The sequence below is a fragment of the Aerococcus viridans genome (assembly GCF_002871935.1).
GTDB classification, from domain to species: domain Bacteria; phylum Bacillota; class Bacilli; order Lactobacillales; family Aerococcaceae; genus Aerococcus; species Aerococcus viridans_B.
On sequence record NZ_PNHQ01000001.1, the window covers coordinates 74767 to 95633 of the forward strand.

20 protein-coding genes and 1 riboswitch are annotated in these 20867 nt (G+C 35.7%); of the genes, 2 read left to right on the forward strand and 18 right to left on the reverse strand.

Going from position 1 to position 20867, the window contains the following annotated elements; genetic code table 11:
• Positions 1-4: 4 nt before the first annotated feature.
• Positions 5-3958 (forward strand): FtsX-like permease family protein, encoded by a 3954-nt coding sequence (locus CJ191_RS00365; protein WP_102198618.1) that lies wholly within the window; start codon positions 5-7, stop codon positions 3956-3958.
• 157 nt (positions 3959-4115) lie between these two features.
• On the opposite strand, the gene CJ191_RS00370 is transcribed toward CJ191_RS00365, so the two are convergent.
• The 14 genes from CJ191_RS00370 to CJ191_RS00435 all read right to left on the reverse strand — a co-directional run bounded on the left by CJ191_RS00370 (position 4116) and on the right by CJ191_RS00435 (position 16656).
• Positions 4116-4958, reverse strand: coding sequence for a glycosyltransferase family 8 protein (locus CJ191_RS00370; protein WP_102198619.1), 843 nt, complete (start codon positions 4956-4958; stop codon positions 4116-4118).
• 137 nt (positions 4959-5095) lie between these two features.
• Complete coding sequence (locus CJ191_RS00375; protein WP_102198620.1) at positions 5096-6475, reverse strand: M24 family metallopeptidase; 1380 nt, start codon at positions 6473-6475, stop codon at positions 5096-5098.
• Between the two features lie 145 nt (positions 6476-6620).
• Positions 6621-7094 carry a 6,7-dimethyl-8-ribityllumazine synthase gene (gene ribH, locus CJ191_RS00380; RefSeq protein ID WP_102198621.1) on the reverse strand — a complete coding sequence of 158 codons (474 nt, stop codon included), beginning with the start codon at positions 7092-7094 and terminating at the stop codon, positions 6621-6623.
• Positions 7095-7112: 18 nt separating this feature from the next.
• On the reverse strand, positions 7113-8309 hold the full coding sequence (locus CJ191_RS00385; RefSeq protein WP_102198622.1) for a bifunctional 3,4-dihydroxy-2-butanone-4-phosphate synthase/GTP cyclohydrolase II: 1197 nt from the start codon (positions 8307-8309) through the stop codon (positions 7113-7115).
• A complete protein-coding gene (locus CJ191_RS00390; protein WP_102198623.1) occupies positions 8310-8912 on the reverse strand; it encodes a riboflavin synthase in 603 nt (200 codons plus the stop codon).
• The gene (gene ribD / locus CJ191_RS00395; RefSeq protein WP_102198624.1) at positions 8913-10007 is read right to left on the reverse strand and encodes a bifunctional diaminohydroxyphosphoribosylaminopyrimidine deaminase/5-amino-6-(5-phosphoribosylamino)uracil reductase RibD; all 1095 of its coding nucleotides are present in this window, start codon (positions 10005-10007) and stop codon (positions 8913-8915) included.
• A 120-nt stretch (positions 10008-10127) separates the two neighbouring features.
• Positions 10128-10249, reverse strand: a riboswitch (FMN riboswitch).
• A gap of 183 nt (positions 10250-10432) precedes the next feature.
• Complete coding sequence (locus CJ191_RS00400) at positions 10433-10717, reverse strand: PTS sugar transporter subunit IIB (protein ID WP_102198625.1); 285 nt, start codon at positions 10715-10717, stop codon at positions 10433-10435.
• 16 nt (positions 10718-10733) lie between these two features.
• Positions 10734-12068, reverse strand: coding sequence for a PTS galactitol transporter subunit IIC (locus tag CJ191_RS00405; RefSeq protein WP_102198626.1), 1335 nt, complete (start codon positions 12066-12068; stop codon positions 10734-10736).
• Positions 12069-12092: 24 nt separating this feature from the next.
• A complete protein-coding gene (locus tag CJ191_RS00410; protein WP_180960905.1) occupies positions 12093-12563 on the reverse strand; it encodes a PTS sugar transporter subunit IIA in 471 nt (156 codons plus the stop codon).
• Positions 12564-12575: 12 nt separating this feature from the next.
• Positions 12576-13010 carry a PTS sugar transporter subunit IIA gene (locus tag CJ191_RS00415; protein ID WP_102198628.1) on the reverse strand — a complete coding sequence of 145 codons (435 nt, stop codon included), beginning with the start codon at positions 13008-13010 and terminating at the stop codon, positions 12576-12578.
• The gene (locus CJ191_RS00420; RefSeq protein ID WP_102198629.1) at positions 13003-14490 is read right to left on the reverse strand and encodes a BglG family transcription antiterminator; all 1488 of its coding nucleotides are present in this window, start codon (positions 14488-14490) and stop codon (positions 13003-13005) included. The genes CJ191_RS00415 and CJ191_RS00420 overlap by 8 nt, the downstream gene beginning before the upstream one ends.
• A gap of 91 nt (positions 14491-14581) precedes the next feature.
• The gene (locus CJ191_RS00425) at positions 14582-15103 is read right to left on the reverse strand and encodes a YjbQ family protein (RefSeq protein ID WP_102198630.1); all 522 of its coding nucleotides are present in this window, start codon (positions 15101-15103) and stop codon (positions 14582-14584) included.
• 18 nt (positions 15104-15121) lie between these two features.
• Entirely contained in the window at positions 15122-15808 is a 687-nt protein-coding gene (locus tag CJ191_RS00430; protein ID WP_257994094.1) for a triose-phosphate isomerase, read from the reverse strand.
• 11 nt (positions 15809-15819) lie between these two features.
• Positions 15820-16656: a class II fructose-bisphosphate aldolase gene (locus tag CJ191_RS00435; protein WP_102198631.1), complete on the reverse strand. Its 837-nt coding sequence runs from the start codon at positions 16654-16656 to the stop codon at positions 15820-15822.
• A 134-nt stretch (positions 16657-16790) separates the two neighbouring features.
• Between CJ191_RS00435 and CJ191_RS00440 the strand changes: the two genes are divergently transcribed.
• Positions 16791-17747, forward strand: coding sequence for a sugar-binding transcriptional regulator (locus CJ191_RS00440; RefSeq protein WP_102198632.1), 957 nt, complete (start codon positions 16791-16793; stop codon positions 17745-17747).
• Between the two features lie 45 nt (positions 17748-17792).
• Here the strand turns inward: CJ191_RS00440 and CJ191_RS00445 are convergent, their stop codons facing one another.
• The 4 genes from CJ191_RS00445 to CJ191_RS00460 all read right to left on the reverse strand — a co-directional run bounded on the left by CJ191_RS00445 (position 17793) and on the right by CJ191_RS00460 (position 20493).
• On the reverse strand, positions 17793-18452 hold the full coding sequence (locus tag CJ191_RS00445; protein WP_102198633.1) for an endonuclease III domain-containing protein: 660 nt from the start codon (positions 18450-18452) through the stop codon (positions 17793-17795).
• 87 nt (positions 18453-18539) lie between these two features.
• On the reverse strand, positions 18540-19067 hold the full coding sequence (locus CJ191_RS00450; protein WP_102198634.1) for a methylated-DNA--[protein]-cysteine S-methyltransferase: 528 nt from the start codon (positions 19065-19067) through the stop codon (positions 18540-18542).
• A gap of 93 nt (positions 19068-19160) precedes the next feature.
• The gene (locus CJ191_RS00455; protein WP_070466988.1) at positions 19161-19544 is read right to left on the reverse strand and encodes a tautomerase family protein; all 384 of its coding nucleotides are present in this window, start codon (positions 19542-19544) and stop codon (positions 19161-19163) included.
• 169 nt (positions 19545-19713) lie between these two features.
• A complete protein-coding gene (locus CJ191_RS00460; RefSeq protein ID WP_257994091.1) occupies positions 19714-20493 on the reverse strand; it encodes an HAD family hydrolase in 780 nt (259 codons plus the stop codon).
• Positions 20494-20867: the final 374 nt, after the last annotated feature.

The window sequence follows — 20867 nt, forward strand, 5'->3', positions numbered from 1 at the left end:
AAACATGAAAAAGAAAATGTTATGGAAGGATATTCGAAAATCAATTACTAAATCCAAAGGTAGATTTTTCTCTATCATGGGGTTAATGCTGATTGGTTCGTTTGCCCTAATTGGTTTAAAAGTGACTGGACCAGATATGCGAATAACTGGTGAACATTACTTTGATGATTTGAATGTCGCTGATATTACAGTCATTGGTTCAATGGGGATTGACGAGGATGACATTGACATTTTGGATAACACTTCAGGCTTGGCAGATATTGAATATGGCTATTTAAAGGATGTCACTATTGATGATAGCCATACAGCTATTCGCGTATTCTCAATGGGAGAAGATATCTCTGATTATGAATTAGTGGAAGGTCAATTACCTAAAGCAAGTAATGAAATAGCGATAGATGCCAGCTTTGATGATCAATATCAAATAGGTGATAAAATTGACCTGTCAGAACAGGCAGATGCCTCTGGTAATACTGTACTAAAAGAAAACACCTATGAAATTGTAGGCTTTATTTATTCTGGGGAAATTTTATCTAACCTAAACCAAGGGGCTTCTACAGCCGGAACAGGTTCCTTAAAAGGCTATGCGATTGTACCTGAATCTGCGTTTGACTCAGATGTCTACATGCTAGCTCGATTAAGATTCGATGATTTAATCCATATCGATCCTTATTCAGATACTTATACTGACCGTCTTCAAGACCATAAAGACGACTTAGATACGACCTTAGCAAACCAACCAGAAAATCGACTTAAAACCATTAAAAATGATTACCAAGCAGAAATTGATGATGGCCAAAAACAAATTGATGATGCCAAGAAGAAATTAGCAGATGGACAAGCACAACTAGATGATGCCAAACAACAATTAATCGATGGTCAAGCTGAGATTGATGATGCACAAAATCAATTAGACACTAAAGTAGCTGACGCCACTGCACAAATTAATGATGGTGCCAATCAAATTGCAAATGCCCAAACTATGATTGATGACAGTCAAGCACAATTAGATGCTGCCAAAATACAATTAGCGAATGGGCAAGCTACATTGGACGAAAAGTGGAACCAACTTCAAGATGGTAAAGCTAAATTAAACCAGGCAAAAAAACAGTTAAATGATAGTCAAAGTCAGTTAACTACCGCAAGAAGTCAATTAGATCAAGGCCAAATAGCAATTGCTAATGGGTATAGTCAATTAGCTGAAAAGAAAGCCCAAATAAATAGTGCCGAGGCAGAAATCGCCAAAGGCAAAGAAACGCTCGATAGCAAACAAGCTGAGTATGATAATAAGTACAGTCAATACACGGAAAACTTAAATGCTTTTGAGGAAAAACAAGCTGACTATGAAGCAAAAGCCAGTCAAGTAGCAAACGCACAAAATCAACTTGATCAAAACAATCAAGAATTGGAAAATGGAAAAGCAAATTACGAAAAAGGTATTCAAGCTTTAACCGAACAAATCACTAGTCTACAAAATAAATTAGATGCAGGCGATTTAAATGAAGCTGATACTGCTGAGCTGCAAACACAAATTGCTGACCTAGAAGAAAAGTTAGCTGCTAGCCAGAGTGAATATGAATCCTTCATGAATTCAACATACACTCCTGGAATGGCAAAAATAGAGACTAGCCAAACTGAGTTAGACCAACAAAAATCAGCATTAGCAAGTGCTAAAAGTCAACTAAATGCTGGCCAAGAACAATTAAATAGTGCTAAAGCACAATTAGATACTGCTAACAAACAATTAAGTGATGGTAACGCAGCATTATCTAGCAATCAAGCCAAAATTGATGATGGTAAGGCTCAAATTGAAGCAGCAACTGCTAGCTTAAGTGAGAATGAAGCCCTTTTACAAGAAAAAGAAGCTGCATACCAAGATGGCTTATCCAAATACAATGCTGGTATCCAATCTTATAATGACGGTTTAAATACTTACTATGAGGGTCTAGCACAATGGAGTGATGGTGTAGAAACCTTAGATAAGAAATCAGCAGAATACCAAGCAAATGTAGATAAGTTAGCTGCCGCAAAAGCAGAATTAGCAGATAAAGAAGTGGAATTAGCCCAAGCAAAAGACCAATTAGCAACTGAATCTGCGGATGCTGAAGCCCAAATTGCAGATGCCAAAGAAAGTCTTGCTGAGGGTCAGGCAGAATACGAAGATAAAGCCGCTGAATTCGCTAAAACTAAAGCGGATGCTGAAGATGAGATAGCAGATAAAGAAGATGAACTAGCAAAAGCACAAGAAATGGTGGATAATTTATCCCTACCAACCTATTCCGTAAATAGTCGTCGGGAGATTCCAGGTAGCGATGGGTATAAGATCTACAGTACCATTTCAAATATTGTAGATTCCCTAGCAAATATCTTCCCAATCTTCTTATACTTCGTTGCTGCACTCGTTACCTTTACTACCATGACACGCTTTGTAGACGAAGAACGGACTAAATCAGGTACTCTGAAAGCCCTAGGTTATGATGACCAAGACGTTATTAAGAAATTTACTTTCTACGGTTTAACCGCCAGCTTATCTGGTACTATTTTAGGGATTATCTTGGGTCATACCCTACTTCCTTATATTGTTTACAATGCTTATCGTGAAAGCTATACCTTGCCAGCCATTGAATTACACTTCCACTGGGCAATTTCATTGGTTGCCATTCTTTTAGCCTTATTAGCAGCTGTTCTACCAGCCTACATAGTAGCGAAGAGAGAATTACAAGAACAACCTGCGCAACTGCTTTTACCTAAAGCACCTAGCGCTGGATCTAAGATTTTATTAGAACGAATTACACCAATTTGGAACCGGATGTCCTTCACCCACAAAGTAACAGCAAGAAATATCTTCCGTTATAAACAACGGATGCTCATGACAATCTTTGGTGTTGCTGGTGCTACGGCCTTACTATTCTCAGGGCTTAGCGTACAATCATCAATTGGTGAAATTAACCAACGTCAATTTGGGGAATTAATCCATTACGATATGATTGTAGCGGAAAATGACTATGTCTCAGACCAACAAAATGATGAGATTAAGGATGCTTTATCTTCTCAAGACATTGATCAATTCGGTGAAGTAGCATATCAAGAGTTAACAACTGTTGGTGGAAGACAAAACGATACACAAGATATCACTTTAATTTCCCCAGAAAATCTAGATGCATTCTCAGACTATATTCAATTAACTGAACGTGGTTCTGATGAAAAACTCAACTTACCAGATGATGGCGTAGTGATTTCTGAACGACTAGCCAACCTATTAGATGCTGAAGTGGGCGATACAATTACACTTCAAGATACAAACGATCAAGACCGTGAAATGAAAGTATCAGGAATTACGGAAATGTATATTGGTCACTTTGTTTTCGCTAGTCCAAAAATGTATGAAACAATTTACGGTGAAGATTACCAATCTAATGCTTATCTAGTCAACTTAAAAGATGATTCAATTCATAATACAGAAAATCAAGCTGCAAAATTCATTGAACTAGATGGTATTTCCGGTGTAGTACAAAACACTACCCTCATGAATCAAATCGATACAATTGTACATTCATTGGATAAAATCATGACAGTTCTAATCATTGTTGCTGGGTTACTAGGTATTGTTATCCTATATAACCTAACGAATATTAATGTTTCTGAACGGATGCGTGAATTATCCACTATCAAGGTGCTTGGTTTCTTTGATAATGAAGTTACCTTATATATCTACCGTGAAACGATTATTTTAACTATCCTAGGTATACTAGTCGGTTTTGGTATTGGTGAAATACTCCACCAATATATTATCCGAATCGTTCCACCTGCAGATGTCATGTTTAACCCTGCACTAACAGCGACAAGCTTTATCGTACCTGCTGTTATTATTGGTTCAATTACAGCCGTTCTAGCCTATATCATTTATAAACGTCTACAACACGTCGATATGCTAGAAGCATTAAAATCAGTCGATTAATTGGATTATTTATCCTATAAAAAAGAATCCCTAGAAGTATGCATGTATATGTTTACTTCTAGGGATTTTTTATTAGATTTCAAAGTGTCTATGACTGATTTGACGATAGTAAATAAGAATTTAACCACCATAGGTAATGAAAAACACTTATTACAATCTACTTTATCAAATCTTCAATACGCTTTAATTGGTTTTGATAGTTGAGATAAAGACTGGTAAAGCGGTTGTCATGTTTATCGTCCCACGGTTTGGGGCCTCCACAGAAATGAAGGATGACAGTATGCGACATCACCCAGTGAATATCATGCTGAGTAAAACTTTTGGTAAAATAGCGCATATATTTACGCGTATCATAATTCCAAATTTCTTCGGGAATTTCCTTCGTATATTTGCCATACAAATGGTTTAGAATATCTTGGTCAGGTAAGAATAGTAATAGATTATATTTTTCAATCATTTGCGCAATATCTGACCATTTGACAATTTCTCTAGCCTTATCTAAATCAATCACCATCACACCAGAATTATAGTATGCATGGTCAACGTCAAGTCGCATTTGGTTTACTCGGGTAGAAACGTCCGTCAACCCAACATGTGTAGCGGCTGCTAGCATATGACCATCTAAATCTGTTTGCCACAGCCCTAATAAAGGATTAACCACTAAAATATCTGGATCTAAATAAATCACATGTTTCATTTCTTTAGGTAATATTTCACCCGCAAGTAGGCGGAAGTACATCTCTTTTGGGTATCTATCTTCAGTTTTAGCGCTATTCCATCGGCTACCATCAATTTTAATCGCTTCAAAACCAAACTGTAAATAATCCGTTAGCTTCTGCAATTCGCGAATAGTATGCGTTGCAATTGATTCATGAATCAACCAGATGCGGATGGCTTGGCCTGGATTATTCTGGCGAATCGATGTTAAAGCCACTTTTAAGGGATTCAAATAGCCTTCATCTATGGTAAATAATAATTCAATCTGTTCGTCCAAGAGCATAACCCTCCAATTTATTTATAATATTATACATATATTAACATCTTTATGGCGATTCCGTTAGGATAGTCCGTCATTATTCACTTAGAAATAGACAAAAACCCCTCAAGTCCGGTTAACCAATCTTGAGGGGGATTTTTTTATCCAAAGTAGATAGCAGTTTTTTTGTCTAATAAGAATGGTCTATAGTAGGCAAAGGTACTCGCTAAAGGTAGTAAATGTTCTGGTAACGCTAAACCTAATGCTTCTTTTAGATAATCCTTCCGCTTAGAGATTCTCGACCAAAGTTCTGGTTGTTTATCCTTAATCTCTTCGCGTAGTGCTGCGTCTGCAACTGCAATCGTTGATTCAGCTGAAACCCCATTGTGGTCTGCTTGTGAAGGTATAAAGTCTAGTTGGAAGATGTAGCCACTTTGAATTGTTGCATCAGAGTCTTGATAGAATGGTGAGCTTAGCCATTCTTCGTCAGCTACTAAATGCCCTGGGCACAAGTTCCAGCCATAAGTAGCTTGCGGATAAAAATCACTGAATGCTTGGTAGAAGTCGCCACCCTTTTTCCCGATAGTTAAATTGTCTAACCACCACTTATAAGCTTGGAAATAGGGGTAAACGACATCTTCTAAGTATCCTGGATCACGTTCAGCGAGCTGACTTTCATCTTTCACTGCATAGCCAGAACGACTAGACAAGCCACCTTTATAGGCTACAGTTAATGCAACTTTATCGCCATCATTTAACGTGTTATCAGTGGGATAAATATTAGCGCCTTTAAAGCGATCACCAAAGGCTGCAATAGTCACAACAGAAGGATATTGACCATCGCGATTTAAGTGATTACCTGCTTCTAACTCACTTTGGCCAACGACTAGCTGGTTCATTGCTTCAAGAACAGCATCAGATGCAAGGGAAGCACCGTATTCATAACGAGCGATTTCCTCTGCGTTGTTTGTTACTCGAGCACCTTCTTTTGGATGCATGTATAGTTGGGTTGCATTCACTACCTTGTCAGAACCGAAAACTTCTTGTATACCATCTACAATAAATGCTGGTATTGAATGATGGTTGTGGAAGTTAGTCATATCATTAGATAAAAGCTTCCAGTCTACTAAACCAATTCGTTTGGAATCATCTACTTTAACGTCTTTAAGATAGTCAGCGAAAGTTTTAGTGAAATCCATAGGTTGGTTAGGCAAAGAAAAGAATGGACAAAGAACGCCTTCGCTTTGTGTACGTGCCATACTGGTTTTATTGTAGTTCTCATTACCTAAAATCAGTATCGACGTCCCGTCTTGGTTGATTACCTGGATAGCTTCTTCAAATCGTGGAATAAAACCAGTTAAATATTCAAAGTTACTACCGTGTTCTTTATCTGCATAAATCATCAATGATGAGAAGTCATATTTACGCATTAACTGAAGGACTTTGTCCTTACGTTGAGCGAAGGTAGCGTCACTTAAGATGATAGGTTTTCCAGAATTATCCTTGGTTGGCGCTAATGTTTGTTTAAATTGAATCGTCATATGAAGTCTCCTTAAGTTTTTTGCGCAAATCATCAGAAAGATATGATAATTGAATGCGCTTTATTGTTCCAACATCCATCTTACCATGATTTAAAATTAAAGCTAGTATTGTACTGTTAGAGATGTTTTCATATGGATTGATGACCTATTGTTGTTTAATTTCCTTGAATAAATTAATCATTTCAATAGCATTCGTTGCATAAGTAAAACCAAGGTTACCAGCTTTAGTACCAGAGCGCTCAATGGCTTGTTCGATATTTTCGACCGTTAAAACACCAAAGATAACAGGTAATTTATGCGTTAGACCCACTTGAGATACCCCGCTTGATGCTTGATTGACTACCACATCAAAGTGACTTGTAGCCCCTCTAATCACAGCACCCAGGGTAATGATCGCATCGTATTTACCTGTTTCAGCCATAGTTGCAGCCGTAAGCGGGATTTCATAGGCCCCCGGTACCCAAGCAACGTCGATATTTTCTGTCAAAACACCTGAACGTGTAAGCCCATCTTCACAACCACTTAGTAAGCTTTTAGTTAGAAAATCATTGAATCGTGCAATGACAATCCCAATTTTAATATCTTCTCCGTTAAACAATTTTCCTTGAATAATGTTCATGCTAATATCCTCCATATTTTATAAGTCTAATAAGTGACCCATTTTTACTTTTTTAGTGATTAAGTAGTTTTCATCATCCGGATTTGCGGCCATTTCAATACTCACACGGTTCGCTACTTGGATACCAGATGCTTCTAATTGTGCGATTTTATCTGGGTTGTTGGTCATAAGGTCAATGGATGTCACACCCAGTTCCCCTAACATTTGTGCAGCCGTATGGTATTCCCTTAAATCATCTGGGAATCCTAGGGCATGGTTGGCTTCTACAGTATCCAGTCCTTCTTCTTGTAACTGGTAGGCTTTTATTTTATTGATTAAGCCAATACCGCGACCTTCCTGTCTTAAATATAAGAGAACGCCTTGGCCAGCTTCATTGATCTTCCGCAGGGCTTCATGTAATTGTTCTCCGCAGTCACACCGGTTTGACCCTAATACATCTCCCGTTAAACATTCAGAATGCAAACGCGTTAGGACCTGTCCCTTACCTGAAACATCCCCTTTTACCAAAGCTACATGTTCTTGATTATCTACCTCGTTGATAAAAGTATGGATAGTAAATTCACCAAATTTTGTCGGCATCTTGGCCTGTGATACATGGCGGGTATGACGCTCAGTTTTCATCCGGTGATCTTGTAAGCCTTTAATGGTGATAACTGGCATCTGCCATTTCTCTGCTTGCTCAAGCAATTCGGTTTGGCGCATCATCGTACCGTCTTCGCGCATAATTTCTACACAAACACCCACTGGATTCAGTCCCGCTAATTTCATCAAATCAACCGTTGCTTCTGTATGACCGTTCCGTTCCAAGACACCATTTTCTTTCGCCACCAATGGGAAAACGTGTCCCGGACGGTTAAAATCACTGGGTTGACTAGCCGGATTTGCTGCTTCACGCATGGTTAACCCGCGTTCAACTGCGGATACACCTGTGCTTGTCTCTTTATGGTCAATGGATACCGTAAAGGCGGTTGTATGTGGGTCTGTATTATTATCTACCATTGGCGACAAATTCAAACGACTAGCTACTTCCTGACTCATTGGCTGGCAGATTAAACCTTTAGCATGAGTTGCCATAAAATTAATATTAGCTGTTGTTGCAAACTCAGCTGCACAAATTAAGTCTCCTTCATTTTCTCTATTCTCATCATCCAAAACCATGATAATTTGGCCAGCTTGTAAAGCTGCTAATGCGTCTTCGATTGTTGAAAAATCCATCTATACCCGCTCCTTCACTGTAAATTGCTCAATATACTTACCAACAATATCATTTTCTAAATTCACGATAGTGCCTACTTGATAGGATGAAAAAATTGTTTGTTCACTCGTGTGAGGAATGATTGATACTTTAAATGTATCTCCTTCAACGCCAGCAACTGTTAAACTTGTGCCATCAATAGCAATAGACCCCTTCATGATGATATAGCGCATTAATGGTTCACTTGTTTGAACCGTGTACCAATTAGCGATACCATCCGCCTCTATTGCCGTGATTTTACCAATACCATCAATATGGCCACTTACAATATGACCACCAAATCTCGCGTTTGCCTTCATCGCCCGTTCCAGATTCACGCGGCTATTGTTAGCAATTCCTTCTAAAGACGTTTTCGCAATCGTTTCTGGCATCACTTCAACTTGGAAATTAGTATCAGTGAAATTCGTCACGGTAAGACAAATGCCGTTCACACTAATAGAGTCACCTAGATTGACATCGGATACTATTTTTCTTGAGGCAATGGTTAAAAGAAGTCCTGCATGTTTGTTGATGGCCTCGATACTTTCAATACGGCCAATATCTTCGATAATTCCTGTAAACATTTAATCCACCCTACTTTCTATCAAAAGGTCCTTACCTAATGGCGTGATTGCTTGGATATAACTTGTGAGCGCTTGGTCCATCTGTGGAAAACCGAAACCACTGATAGGACTATACTGGTCAAAACCACCAATGACTTTGGGCCCAATATACGTGTGGATTTCCTGGATTAAACCAGCTTCAAGTAGTGAAGCATTTAGTCTTGATCCACCTTCAACATAAATACTTTGAATACCTTGATGGCCTAGTTGTGTGATTAAATCCACTAAATCTACCTTGTCATTCTTCGCATTCACAACCAATAGCTGACAGCCAGCTGCTTGATAGGCTTGGTGATCTTGTGGATTCTGATTAGTTGTCGCAATAATTGTGGGCGTTTCCTTCGCTGTCGCCACTAATTGGCTGGTTAAGGGGAGCTTCAAGCTAGTATCACAAACAATACGGATAGGATTAATCCCCTCAAAGTCGTCAATTCGAACAGTTAACGATGGATCATCCAAAAGCGCAGTCCCTATGCCAACCATAATGGCTTGGTTACTGTGGCGTTGGTAATGCACATGCTCTCGTGCAATTTTGTCCGTTATCCACTGGGAATCCCCAGTATAGGCGGCCGTTCGACCATCTAGGGTCATGGCATATTTCATGGTGACATAGGGGCGTTGATGAGTCATAAAGTAATTGAATTTACGGTTAAGATCTTCACTCTCTTTGGCTAATAGACCCGTTTCTACTTCAATATGGTGGTTTCTTAGTTCCTGGATGCCTTTTCCAGCAACTAATGGATTTGGATCGGTTGTAGCAACCACCACTTTTTCAATACCCGCCTCTATTAGGGCATGGGTACAAGGTGGCGTCTTGCCGAAATGACAACAAGGTTCAAGGATGACATACATGGTTGCCCCTTTTACATCATGCCCTTTTTCGCTAGCATCCTTTAATGCTTCTCTTTCCGCATGTAAACCACCATACTTCCTATGATAGCCTCGACCAATGACTTGATCATTTTTCACAATAACTGCACCAACCATGGGATTAGACCTTGTCCAACCTTGGCCTAATTGGGCTAGGTCAAGTGCTTCTTGCATATAGTCTTTCATTCACTCATCCTTTCTCTAAACAACAAAAAATCTAGTCAGAGTGACGAAAAAAGCCCTAGAAATTAGATTCCTAGGGCACACAAATAAACTATAGACTTTATAGTATTCGTTTATTTTGCTTCTACTCTTCTTCCATCCAGACTCTACTGTCGGTCTCGGAATTACACCGAGTCAGCCCCTAACTAAAGGAGGTCGCGGACTTTACCGCCGGTCGGGAATTACACCCTGCCCTGAAGATTTTATTTGACTGTTTATGGTGATATCTTACGGTAATAAAATGAAAATGTAAACTCTTAAATGTATTTTGAATAGAAAATATACATTATAGGGTATTTAATTATAAAAATATTGAATCAAAAACCTTAACTCTATTAAGTTAATACACAGAGTTAAGGTTTTTAATTTTTATATTCATTTAATGCTTATTATTTTGATAATTGGTCCTTCAACTCTTCAAAAACCGCATCAGCACCCACACCCGTTAATAGTGGTACTCCATTGATAACTTGTTCCTTAATAGAATCCGGTACTGAGGTTGTGCTGATAACAGCATCATAATCACCAATATGGTCAACTTCACTAGCTACTTTAGATTGTGTAATTGTTACATCTTTATCAAGCCCGTTATCTTTTAACCAATTATTTACCTTTCCAGTCACTAATGTTGAAGTTGCAATTCCAGACCCGCACATAATAAGTAATTTTTTCATTTTTAAATCCTCCTATTTATTGTTCAGCTTTTTGAACTTTAACTTTATTTATGTAATATAATCCTGCTAGACTAATAAGTAATAATACACTAGTAATTACCCACGGTAGATATTGAGCGCCTAATACATAAAGTAGTGTTGGCCATAACCCACCCTCAATCAAGGCTGTAATACTTGTGTTACCTGCCAAATCAAAGTTGGCTGAAGCAGCTGCCCTAGTTACTAATGGTGCAACCCATGATGTTGTATAAAGAATTGAAACCATATATATTGTTCCCCCAACAACAGAACGAATGATATTACCTCTAAATACTGGGACCATAAGGGCAAGTGCATATGGAATTGTAGCAATATCTCCTAAAGGCATTGTTTTATTTCCTGGTAAAATGAAAGCTAAAATCAATGTAATTGGTACCAAAATTAAAGAACTTGATAGAACTGCTTGGTTACCTACTGCTAATGCTGAGTCCATACCAACATTTAATTCTCTATCTGGGAAACGTTTCTTAACAAATTCATTCGCTGCTTCAGAAATTGGAGTTAACCCTTCCATTAGGAATGAAACCATTTTTGGCATTAAGTACATTACTGCTGCAGTAGTCATACCAACATTTAAAGTGTCTCCAATTGTATAGTTAGCCAATAATCCTATTACAATACCTATAATTAATCCCATTACAGTAGTTTCACCGAATACACCAAATTTTTTCTGAATAGCATCCGAATCAGCCTCAAGCTTATTAAACCCTGGAATACGATCAAAAATCCAATTTAATGGTAACGCAATCAGAAAACCTGGTGCAGAAGTACCATGTGGAAAACTAATATTAGGTAGTCCTAATTCTTTTTCAACATATGGTTGAGATAGGTCTCCAATAAAGTAGATTAGAACCATATATGAAATAATAGTAAAAATACCTAAAGTAAAATTACCAGTTACTGCATAAACTAAAGATCCTACAAAAGCACCATGCCATAGATTCCAAACATCAACATTTAATGTTTTAGTTAATCCAAAAATTAGCAATGCAATATTTACTATAATACCGATTGGGATTGCCATTGTACCTAGGATTGTCCCATATGAAATGGCAGACGCTGCAGGCCAACCAATATCAATAGTTGTTAGACTTAAATCAAACCGTTCCACCATTGCCTGCGTAGCAGGAGCTAGTACATCACCTAACATACCTAAAACCAAATTTAAACCAATATATCCAATACCAACAGTAATAGCACCAGTAAATGCTCTTCTCGGTTTTGCACCTAATAGAAGTCCAATTATAAAAAGTATTACAGGTAAGACTACTGAAGCACCAGTATTTACTATATTTTGAATAATTTCTAACATTTTTTATTCCTCCCCAATTAATTATTAGTAACTAACTTCTTTATTAAGAATTTCTTTCAATATTTCCTTATCCTCGTCTGTATTCTTAAGCTGATTTATTTTTTCCATCACCTCAGTATTTTGTAACAATGTCATTAATTTTTGTAAAATATCTATCTGACTATGCGCTTCTTTTAAAGCTAAAATAAATATGGTATTAACTTCTACAAGTGTATCTTGAGATGCCATTTGTACAAATTCAACTGGCTCGTGTAAAGTCATTACGCCAATTTGTGGTTTAATAACATGCTCAGCATCTGTATGAGGAATTGCGATCCCATAATTTCCAAATGTGATACCTGTTGGGAATTCTTCTTCTCTTTTGAGAATAGCTTGCTTGTATGTATTTTTTACAATTCCTAAACTCTCTAATTTATCAGATAAATGCTGAAGTACTTCATTACTTGATTCCAAACCTTGGATATCTAATTCGAAAACTTTTTCATCAAAAAACATAAACATACACCCTCATTTTCTAAACATCAATAATTCTTCAATGTCCTCCACATTAGCTACCCTTATGAATTCACAATTCTTATCTATCGATAATTTTTTGATTATATTTTGTATTTCTTCTAATTCATCAGCCTTATTATCTTCTTTTACTAATAAGATAATTGCCGTATCTACAGACATCTTTTGAAACCATCCAGAGAAGCTTCTCGGTATACTAACTACCGCAACAACGTTGCGTACAATACTTGTACTAACAATATGTGGCATAGCTAACCCATCAGCTATAATTGAGCACCCTTCATCTTCCCTCTCAATCAGCTCTTGTTGTAACAGTACGTCATCGGAGAAATAATCGCTACCTAGTTGATTGAGTATTTTTTCAAAAAAGAGCTTCTTATTACTATCTCCTTCATACTTGTAATAATAAAAATCTAAATAATTACTCATAACCCAAATCCTCTATAATACTATTAATTCTGTCTTGATCATCAAATGTTAGCATTGCACTAATAACAATATTAGGCACTCTAACCGTCTCCTTGAATTTCACAGTACTAATAATCAAATCAATATTTTGATAAGTATCAGGATTCTCATATAATTGCTTAGTAGAAATTACATCCACAATATTTATATTTTTAAATTTTTGACTTATCTTTGATTTTAGTAATTCTGAAGTACCTATTCCTGATGTACACACTATCAAAACATCAATATACTTAGGATTTTCCTCTAAATATTGTGCAAAATAGAGAGCTATAAAACCAATCTCATCTTCATTTATCTCTGATAAATTAAATAATTTAGACATTTCAACTGAGGTGTTTTGTACCGCATCAAAAATCATTTGATATTCATATTTTATTTGATCCAATAATGGATTCTTTACATAAAATCCATTATTAAGTCTATTCAAAAATGGTTTAACATGATGGTAAAGATTATTTCTCAATTTGCTACTTTCAATATTAAAATTCAAATATTGACTTGTTTTTTCAATATAGTAATCAACTACTTGAAGAACTTTCTTATCAGCTAATTGATCTTTTTCAAACTCCCCTTGAAATCTGGAAGATATTAAGTATTGAAATAAAAAGTATTCCTCTTCTTTAGGTATTTCTTTATTCAAAAAACGTTCTAAGTTGCTAGTAATCTCTCTAACTACATTGTAAATTGAACGATATTCGGCCATCTCTTCTTCTTCACTTTTAGAGATTTCCATATCATAGCTAAAATTGACTTCATCTGTAGCCTGATATCGTTTAACTAATATATAAATATGTGAAAAAATATTTATATTATATGGATAAGGTAATATGCTATTTAAACGCTTCTCAATAATATTAATTTGTTTTAATACAAAAGTAGCAATATCTGAATCAAATAGATTATCCTCGATATTATTTTCTAAGGATTCGACATATAAATGATTTTGTTGAAACAATTTACCAATAGCTTTACGTAGATCTTTTTCTTTACCAATTATTTTTAATAATTGCCCATCTCTAATTAATTTTAAATTCATTTGAGCTATAGTTTTTTCCATTAGCTTTATATCTAATCTGATTAGATTATCACTTATAAAGAAATCTTCATATAGAACAGGTATTTTTCTTTCATTTGGAGAAGATATTAATAAATCTTGCATTATATTGTTTCTACGCTGTGCTGGAGTCATATTTGCAATATCATTCACCTCAGAAACTGGGGTAGAAATTTTATTGATGTGTGTAATCTTGTAGCCTTTTCCTTTTTCAGAAGTGATTTCTAATGGTATCTTTTCATCATTATTAATTTCTTTAACTGTTCTATATATTGTTTTTTCTGAAACTTCTAAAGACTCTGCTAACTCACCTGCAGTTACAAAATCGGTATTATTTGAAAGGATTAAAATAATAGCATCTTTTCTTTCGTCTGTTTTATTCATCTCCCCACCTCACTTTGCTTTGTATATACAGTATATCATCAAAAAATGTAAGCGTTTCACAAAAAAATGTCCCCTTAAGGGGACATTTTTACTACTCTCCAAATACGGTTATTAAACATTTTCTTTCTCTTGGGCGAGTGATATCAAAATCTACAAAATATATATAACCTGTACTTCCTAATGTTATTTCTTCATTCGTAATATCAAAGGTTTCGCTAGAACCAATTAGAGTTGCCTTTAGATGCGCATCACCATTCCATAAATATCTCCGGTCCCCATTTGGTAAATACTCATCTATATTTCCCCATGATTCAACGGCTCGATAATGTTCCTCTCCTGGATAATTATATGTAGAAGCACTTGTATGTTTTGGAAAAATTTTTTCTAAACCATTATTTAAATCAAGTTGTAAAAAATCTAATCCATTTTCGTCAATATCATGACTAAATTCTTCATAAAATACTGCACATGTAGTATGGGGACTAATCACGGATACTAATCCATTGGTAATGTTACTCCGCTTTACAATTTCTTTTATTTTTTCAGTTATATCAATATATGAAGTGATACCTTCATCAGAATATAAATGTAACGTTTCTTTAAATATCGCCATATTTATTCTCCTCTATTTTCATTCATCATTTCCTTTAATAACTGCCTGAATCATATCAACCAACATTTGTTTAGGGGAATCTGCCTTGACGATACCACTTGTACATCCAGTACCATCAGCTCCTAAACAAATAGTTCGATATACATCATCAGGTGTACTAATACCAGCTGCTTGCATCACTAAAACATCACTATTAATTTCTTTTATTGCTGCATTTGTACTACGAATGTATTCCTCGTCACTCGTCTTACCAGTGCCAATAAGCTCCGTTGGTTCACATAAGATTATAGTAGGATTTAAAACTGCTATTGCTTTTGCTTCTTCAATTGAATCCGCACATACAATGGTCATTAAGTCATTTTCTTTAGCTAATGAAATGGCTTGAGTTAGTTGACTTAGCGTCATAGTTTTTTCTGCATGATTCAAAAATGTTGCTGTTGCTCCTATATTTTTAATTGAGGCTGGTAACACGGCCCCCATACCTCTTCCAGGTTGAATGCCATCAATATGTTGTGCAGTTACAATTATATTTTTCGTTTGATTTGCTATTGTTGAAATATCTGCATATGGAGCAGTTACAAATATAGAAATTTCTGGATATTTTTCTGCCTCTTGATCTGCAACTTTTGCTAATTCTAATAGACTATCACCATACATATATGATTTAGGATTAAATATAAAAAATGTATTTTGTAATTTCACTATAACGTAACCTCCTACAGTATTGATTGCGTATTAAAAACATCAAAGTAATGATTTAATGTCTGTTTCATTGATTCAGTAGCTAATTTTTTCATCTCGATATAGTCTATTACTTCAGAGTTTTGGATGGTATTATACGCTCCATTTACAAAGTCCGAATAGATATTTATTTTGTTTATGCCATTTACCGCACATCGATGTAAATTTTCATCCCCAGTTGATGATCCTCCATGTAGAACTAAAGGAATATCAGTTTTTTCATTTATTTCCACCAATCTATCAAAATTGATTTTTGGTATACCCTTATAAACTCCATGAGCTGTTCCTATAGAGATAGCGAGCGAATCAATATTAGTTTTTGTCACAAATTCCACAACATCTTTTACTTCTGTGTATACAGAATCCGTAATTTCAGATGATTCTGAATAATCATTGGCACCAACATGACCTAATTCTGCTTCTACCGTTACATCATATTTATGAGCAAAATCTACAATTTTTTTAGTAATAGCAATATTTTCTTTAAAAGATTTCTCGGATGCATCAATCATTACTGACTTAAATCCTAATTTAATCGCTTTAAAAATAAATTCTGGATCACTACCATGATCCAAATGTAATGCAACAGGTGTTTTAATCTTTTCTGAAAAATAATTCCCTATAATTGCAGCTTCTTCTAAAGAAATAATTTCTTTATGAGACTCAGCATAAGCTAAAATAAGAGGGAAATTCCTATCTTCAGCTACTTCAGTATAAGCGCGTGCAGATTCAAGATCTATAAAGTTAGTAGCAGGTATAGCAAAATTTTGCTGCTGAGCAACCTTAAACATTTTATTAGTATTAACTTTCATTTAAAAACCTCCAGAATTATTTATCTATAGATTAATTGTAAGCGCTTGTATTTTATTATTCAAATATTCTTTTACATTTGTTAAAATAATATCAAATGTAAAAGAAAGTTAGAATTTAAAGGAGTTTCTTTCAAATGTATGATCGAGAAAAATTATTAGTTCAAGTTGCAACTTTATATTACGAAAATAATTTGACTCAAATACAAATTGGTAAGAGATTGCATTTATCAAGACCAACTGTATCTCAGCTATTGAAAGAAGCTAGAGATACTGGTGTAGTGAGCATAACAATAAATCATCCTATGTCGAAACAAACTTTTGACCAAGAAAAGATCTCTACCTATTATTCTATAAGTAGCACACACATAGCTGATACTTCATGTTCTGAAGAAGCAACAAAAATTAAACTTGGATCACTTTGCTCAACTTATATCGAATCTAGGTTATTTAATCTTAATTCTATTGGAATCGGTTGGGGGAGTTCTTTATATCATTTCGTAGAAAGTGCTAATAATATGATTAGTGATAATTTGAATATTGTTCCTTTAATGGGTGGAGTAGGAATGACCAATATTAAATTACATGCTAATCACTTAGCATTTAAACTATCCGAAAAATATAAGGCCGACGTCGCTTATTTCTATGCCCCAGCATTTGCAGAAAATAAAAAAATGAAAGAAATGTTTGAGTCTTCTCAACAATATCGAGAAATTTATCAAAAAGGACTACAAGTCGACCTTGCTGTAATCGGCATAGGAAATCCGCTAAATTCTTCTACATATAAACAGTTAAACTATTTTTCTGATGAAGAGACTAAGGAATTAGAAAATAGCGATGCAATCGGAGATATTCTCGGTAGTTTTTTTGACTTAGAAGGTAACGCTATCTCAACAACAGTCACTGACAGGATGCTTGGTATTTCTATATCCGACTTACCTAAGATAAAGGAAAAAGTCGTCATCGCTTCAGGAACCGAAAAATATAAAGCTATAAGTGTCCTTTTAAATAATAATTTGATAGATCATTTATTCATTGATCAGGAGTTAGCAAATTTATTATTAGAAAATATAGAAAAAGGAAATTCTAATTGATGATACCTATAATAGATATTACTCCTAGATTATTCTGTTTTACTCTCACGTAATTCTTAAGAATTCTACTATTGCCGTCTCAGATAAAAAATTTTCTTTTACTTGGCCATTTTTAGCCAGGTATAGTTTGCCAAATTCGTCAATTAAGCCATGAAATTCCTGGGCTTCTTCATAAGTGAAATCATCCGGTAAGACGATATCTTGATAAAGGCTTTGATAGGTTGCATAGGATTTGTCTGTCAACCAACTGAATAATCGCCTAGCGTAGGCATCAGCGATGAAGGCTGGTTGGTCAAATATAAACACGCGAAATACATCAGATGTTTCAAACCCTACACCAGGCAATTTCAAGAGTTCATTTCGTAACTGTTTTCCGTATTCATTCTGTATAGCTTGATAATCCCAGTTATGGTGGTCAAACCATTGGAAACTAGCTTGAATTGCACGCGCCTTGTTGCGGTAGAAACCACTAGGTCGAATCAATTCTTCCAATTTTGCTACAGGTAATCTTAAAATTTCTTCAGGCAAAAAGACGGTTGCTGATTTCAAATTATTTAGGGACTTATCGACGTTACGCCAGTTGGTATTTTGAACAAGAATTGCCCCCAAGATGATTTCTACCTTAGATTCAGCAGGCCACCAACCTTGTGGGCCCATTTCATTCAATAAGGTATCGTATAATTTTCTAATTGCTAATTTATCCATTATCTCACCCTAAATTATTTTGCCGATATGTAATATTTTTCTTTTTATTTTCATTTAACAAGGAATCAGTTTCCCTGACCGTCCCACTTATACTTGATGGTTATCTAGTTTAGATTGATCAAAGCCTTCCAAAGCCAGTAAAGCTATTTTGCGGTCGATACCTCCTGCATAACCTGTAAGTGCGCCATTGGTAGCTACAACCCGGTGACATGGAATTAGAATTGAAATGGGATTGTGGCCAACCGCACCGCCAGCTGCACGAGCTGAACTTCTTTTTCCCGGAGTATTTGACGCAACTTTATCCGCTAATTCTTTATAACTAGTTGTCTGGCCGTAAGGGACATTCATCAACGCGTTCAGAATCTGCTGACGGTAAGGTGTTGCTTCTGGTGCTAGAATAGTCGGGTCAAGGATAGGGTTCTCACCAGCAAAATAAGCATCCAACCAATTTTTGACTTGCATTATCACTGGTGTTTCGGCTGCTGTCATCGTTTGCAAGTCGTATTGACTACCGAAATGTTTTTGGTCAGCAAACCACAGGCCTTTAATAGTTTGTTCGTCGCTCACGATAGTGATTTGTCCGAGTGGTGAGGTATAAGATGATTTGTAATATATGGTAATCCCTCCTGGGTTAAGATGACAGATACCCTAGCTATCTCAGGTAAATGAGGCTAGCTAGGGTTTTCATTTATATCCTTCTAAACCGATTTACTCTGCGTATTGGGCAATACCATTACCAAAGGACCAGTTCTCTTTATTTACTTCAATTAAATTGATGAAAACATCTTCTTTGCGAATTTCTAATTGACTATTTAATTTATCCGCAATCGTCTTGTATAAAGCTTTCTTTACTTCAGTTGTACGCCCTTCATTCATGGTGATTTGAATGATCACGATACCATCTGTACGGTCAACACCTAGGTAATTGGTAGAAAATATCAGTTCTTCAGCTTTTAAATCATTCACAACTACGAACTTGTCTTCTTCAGGAATGCCAATTGTTTCAAGCATAGCTTCATAAACTAACTCACCTAATTGTGTTTTAAATGCGGCTGTCTTACCTTCTAAAAGATCGATTCTCACTAATGGCATATAACACACTCCCTATCTGATTCATAACATGATTATATATGAAAAAATGATTAAAATGCTAATAAAACACTTTAAATTTAATACTGATCAAAAATATTTTATTTTTAATCAAAAAGACACTTCTATAAAGAATAAATAAGAAGTGCCCTATTACAAAATATAGCTATTATTAAATTAATTCGTGTTCAACACAGAAGTGATAAATACCATCTTCAGATACATGTCCGATTACCTCGTCAGCTACTGCTTTTAATTGGTCAGAACCATTTTCCATAGCTAGTCCAAAACCAACAGCTTCCAGCATCTCAATATCATTATTCCCGTCGCCAAAAGCAATGGCTTGAGACTTATCTAGACCATAATAATCAAGTATTTTACGAATTCCCGCACCTTTTCCACCAGAAGCTGGGATAATATCCACAGCCCGGTCCCACCAAGCCGTAATCTTTGAATCAGTGGTATTATTCATGATGACATCATAGTGTTCTTTAGTTGAACCAAGCATCAACTGATAGATACTTTCATTTTCAATTGTTGCATCAAATGCTTCCGATACGATGACTTCTTGGTGGGCAAAAGAAAAGTAATCAATTAAATCCTCATCTTTCCCATTCGCAATCGTCTTGTCTTTTGTGGCAATAGCAACTGGCCGGTTCAAAGTCTGCGCATTTTCAATAATTTGCTTAATATCTGATGTGGGAATTGGATGCTTATGAATACTTTCTGTTTGATTAAAACAATATGAACCATTGAAAGTTAAGTAAGCATCAAAATCAATATCTTCAAATTGCGGTAAAGCAATTGGACTTCTTCCGGTTGCTAAGCAAAGTAAAATATTCTGCTCTTTTAACGCTTTTAGCGTCTCTAGCATTCGCTCTGAAATTTGTTTCTTCTCCATATCAATCAAAGTACCATCAATATCAAAGAATATCATTTTTACATCTTTCACCAGCAATCAACCCTTTCTAAGAAAACCTATTATCGACAGTAATAGTCATTTTATATAAGCCTAAACTACAGTAAATAGCTAGTCTAAAGCAACAAGAACCCCATCGTTATCATTTGACGGACAGATTCATCGGTCACTGCTTTGACTTCTTCAGACGCATTTTCCATAGCATAAGCGCTACCACATCACCAGTATAATCTGTCCGCATAAAGGTGCCATCCATATTAACAACAACTAACTTAATATCATAGGGGGTGACAATCATCATTTACACTCCATGCATTTAGTCTATATAAATAAAGCGTTTTCTAAATGTATGTTAACATGTCTATATAAGTGAGTAAATTACTTTGAATGCTTTAGTAATAAGCTAT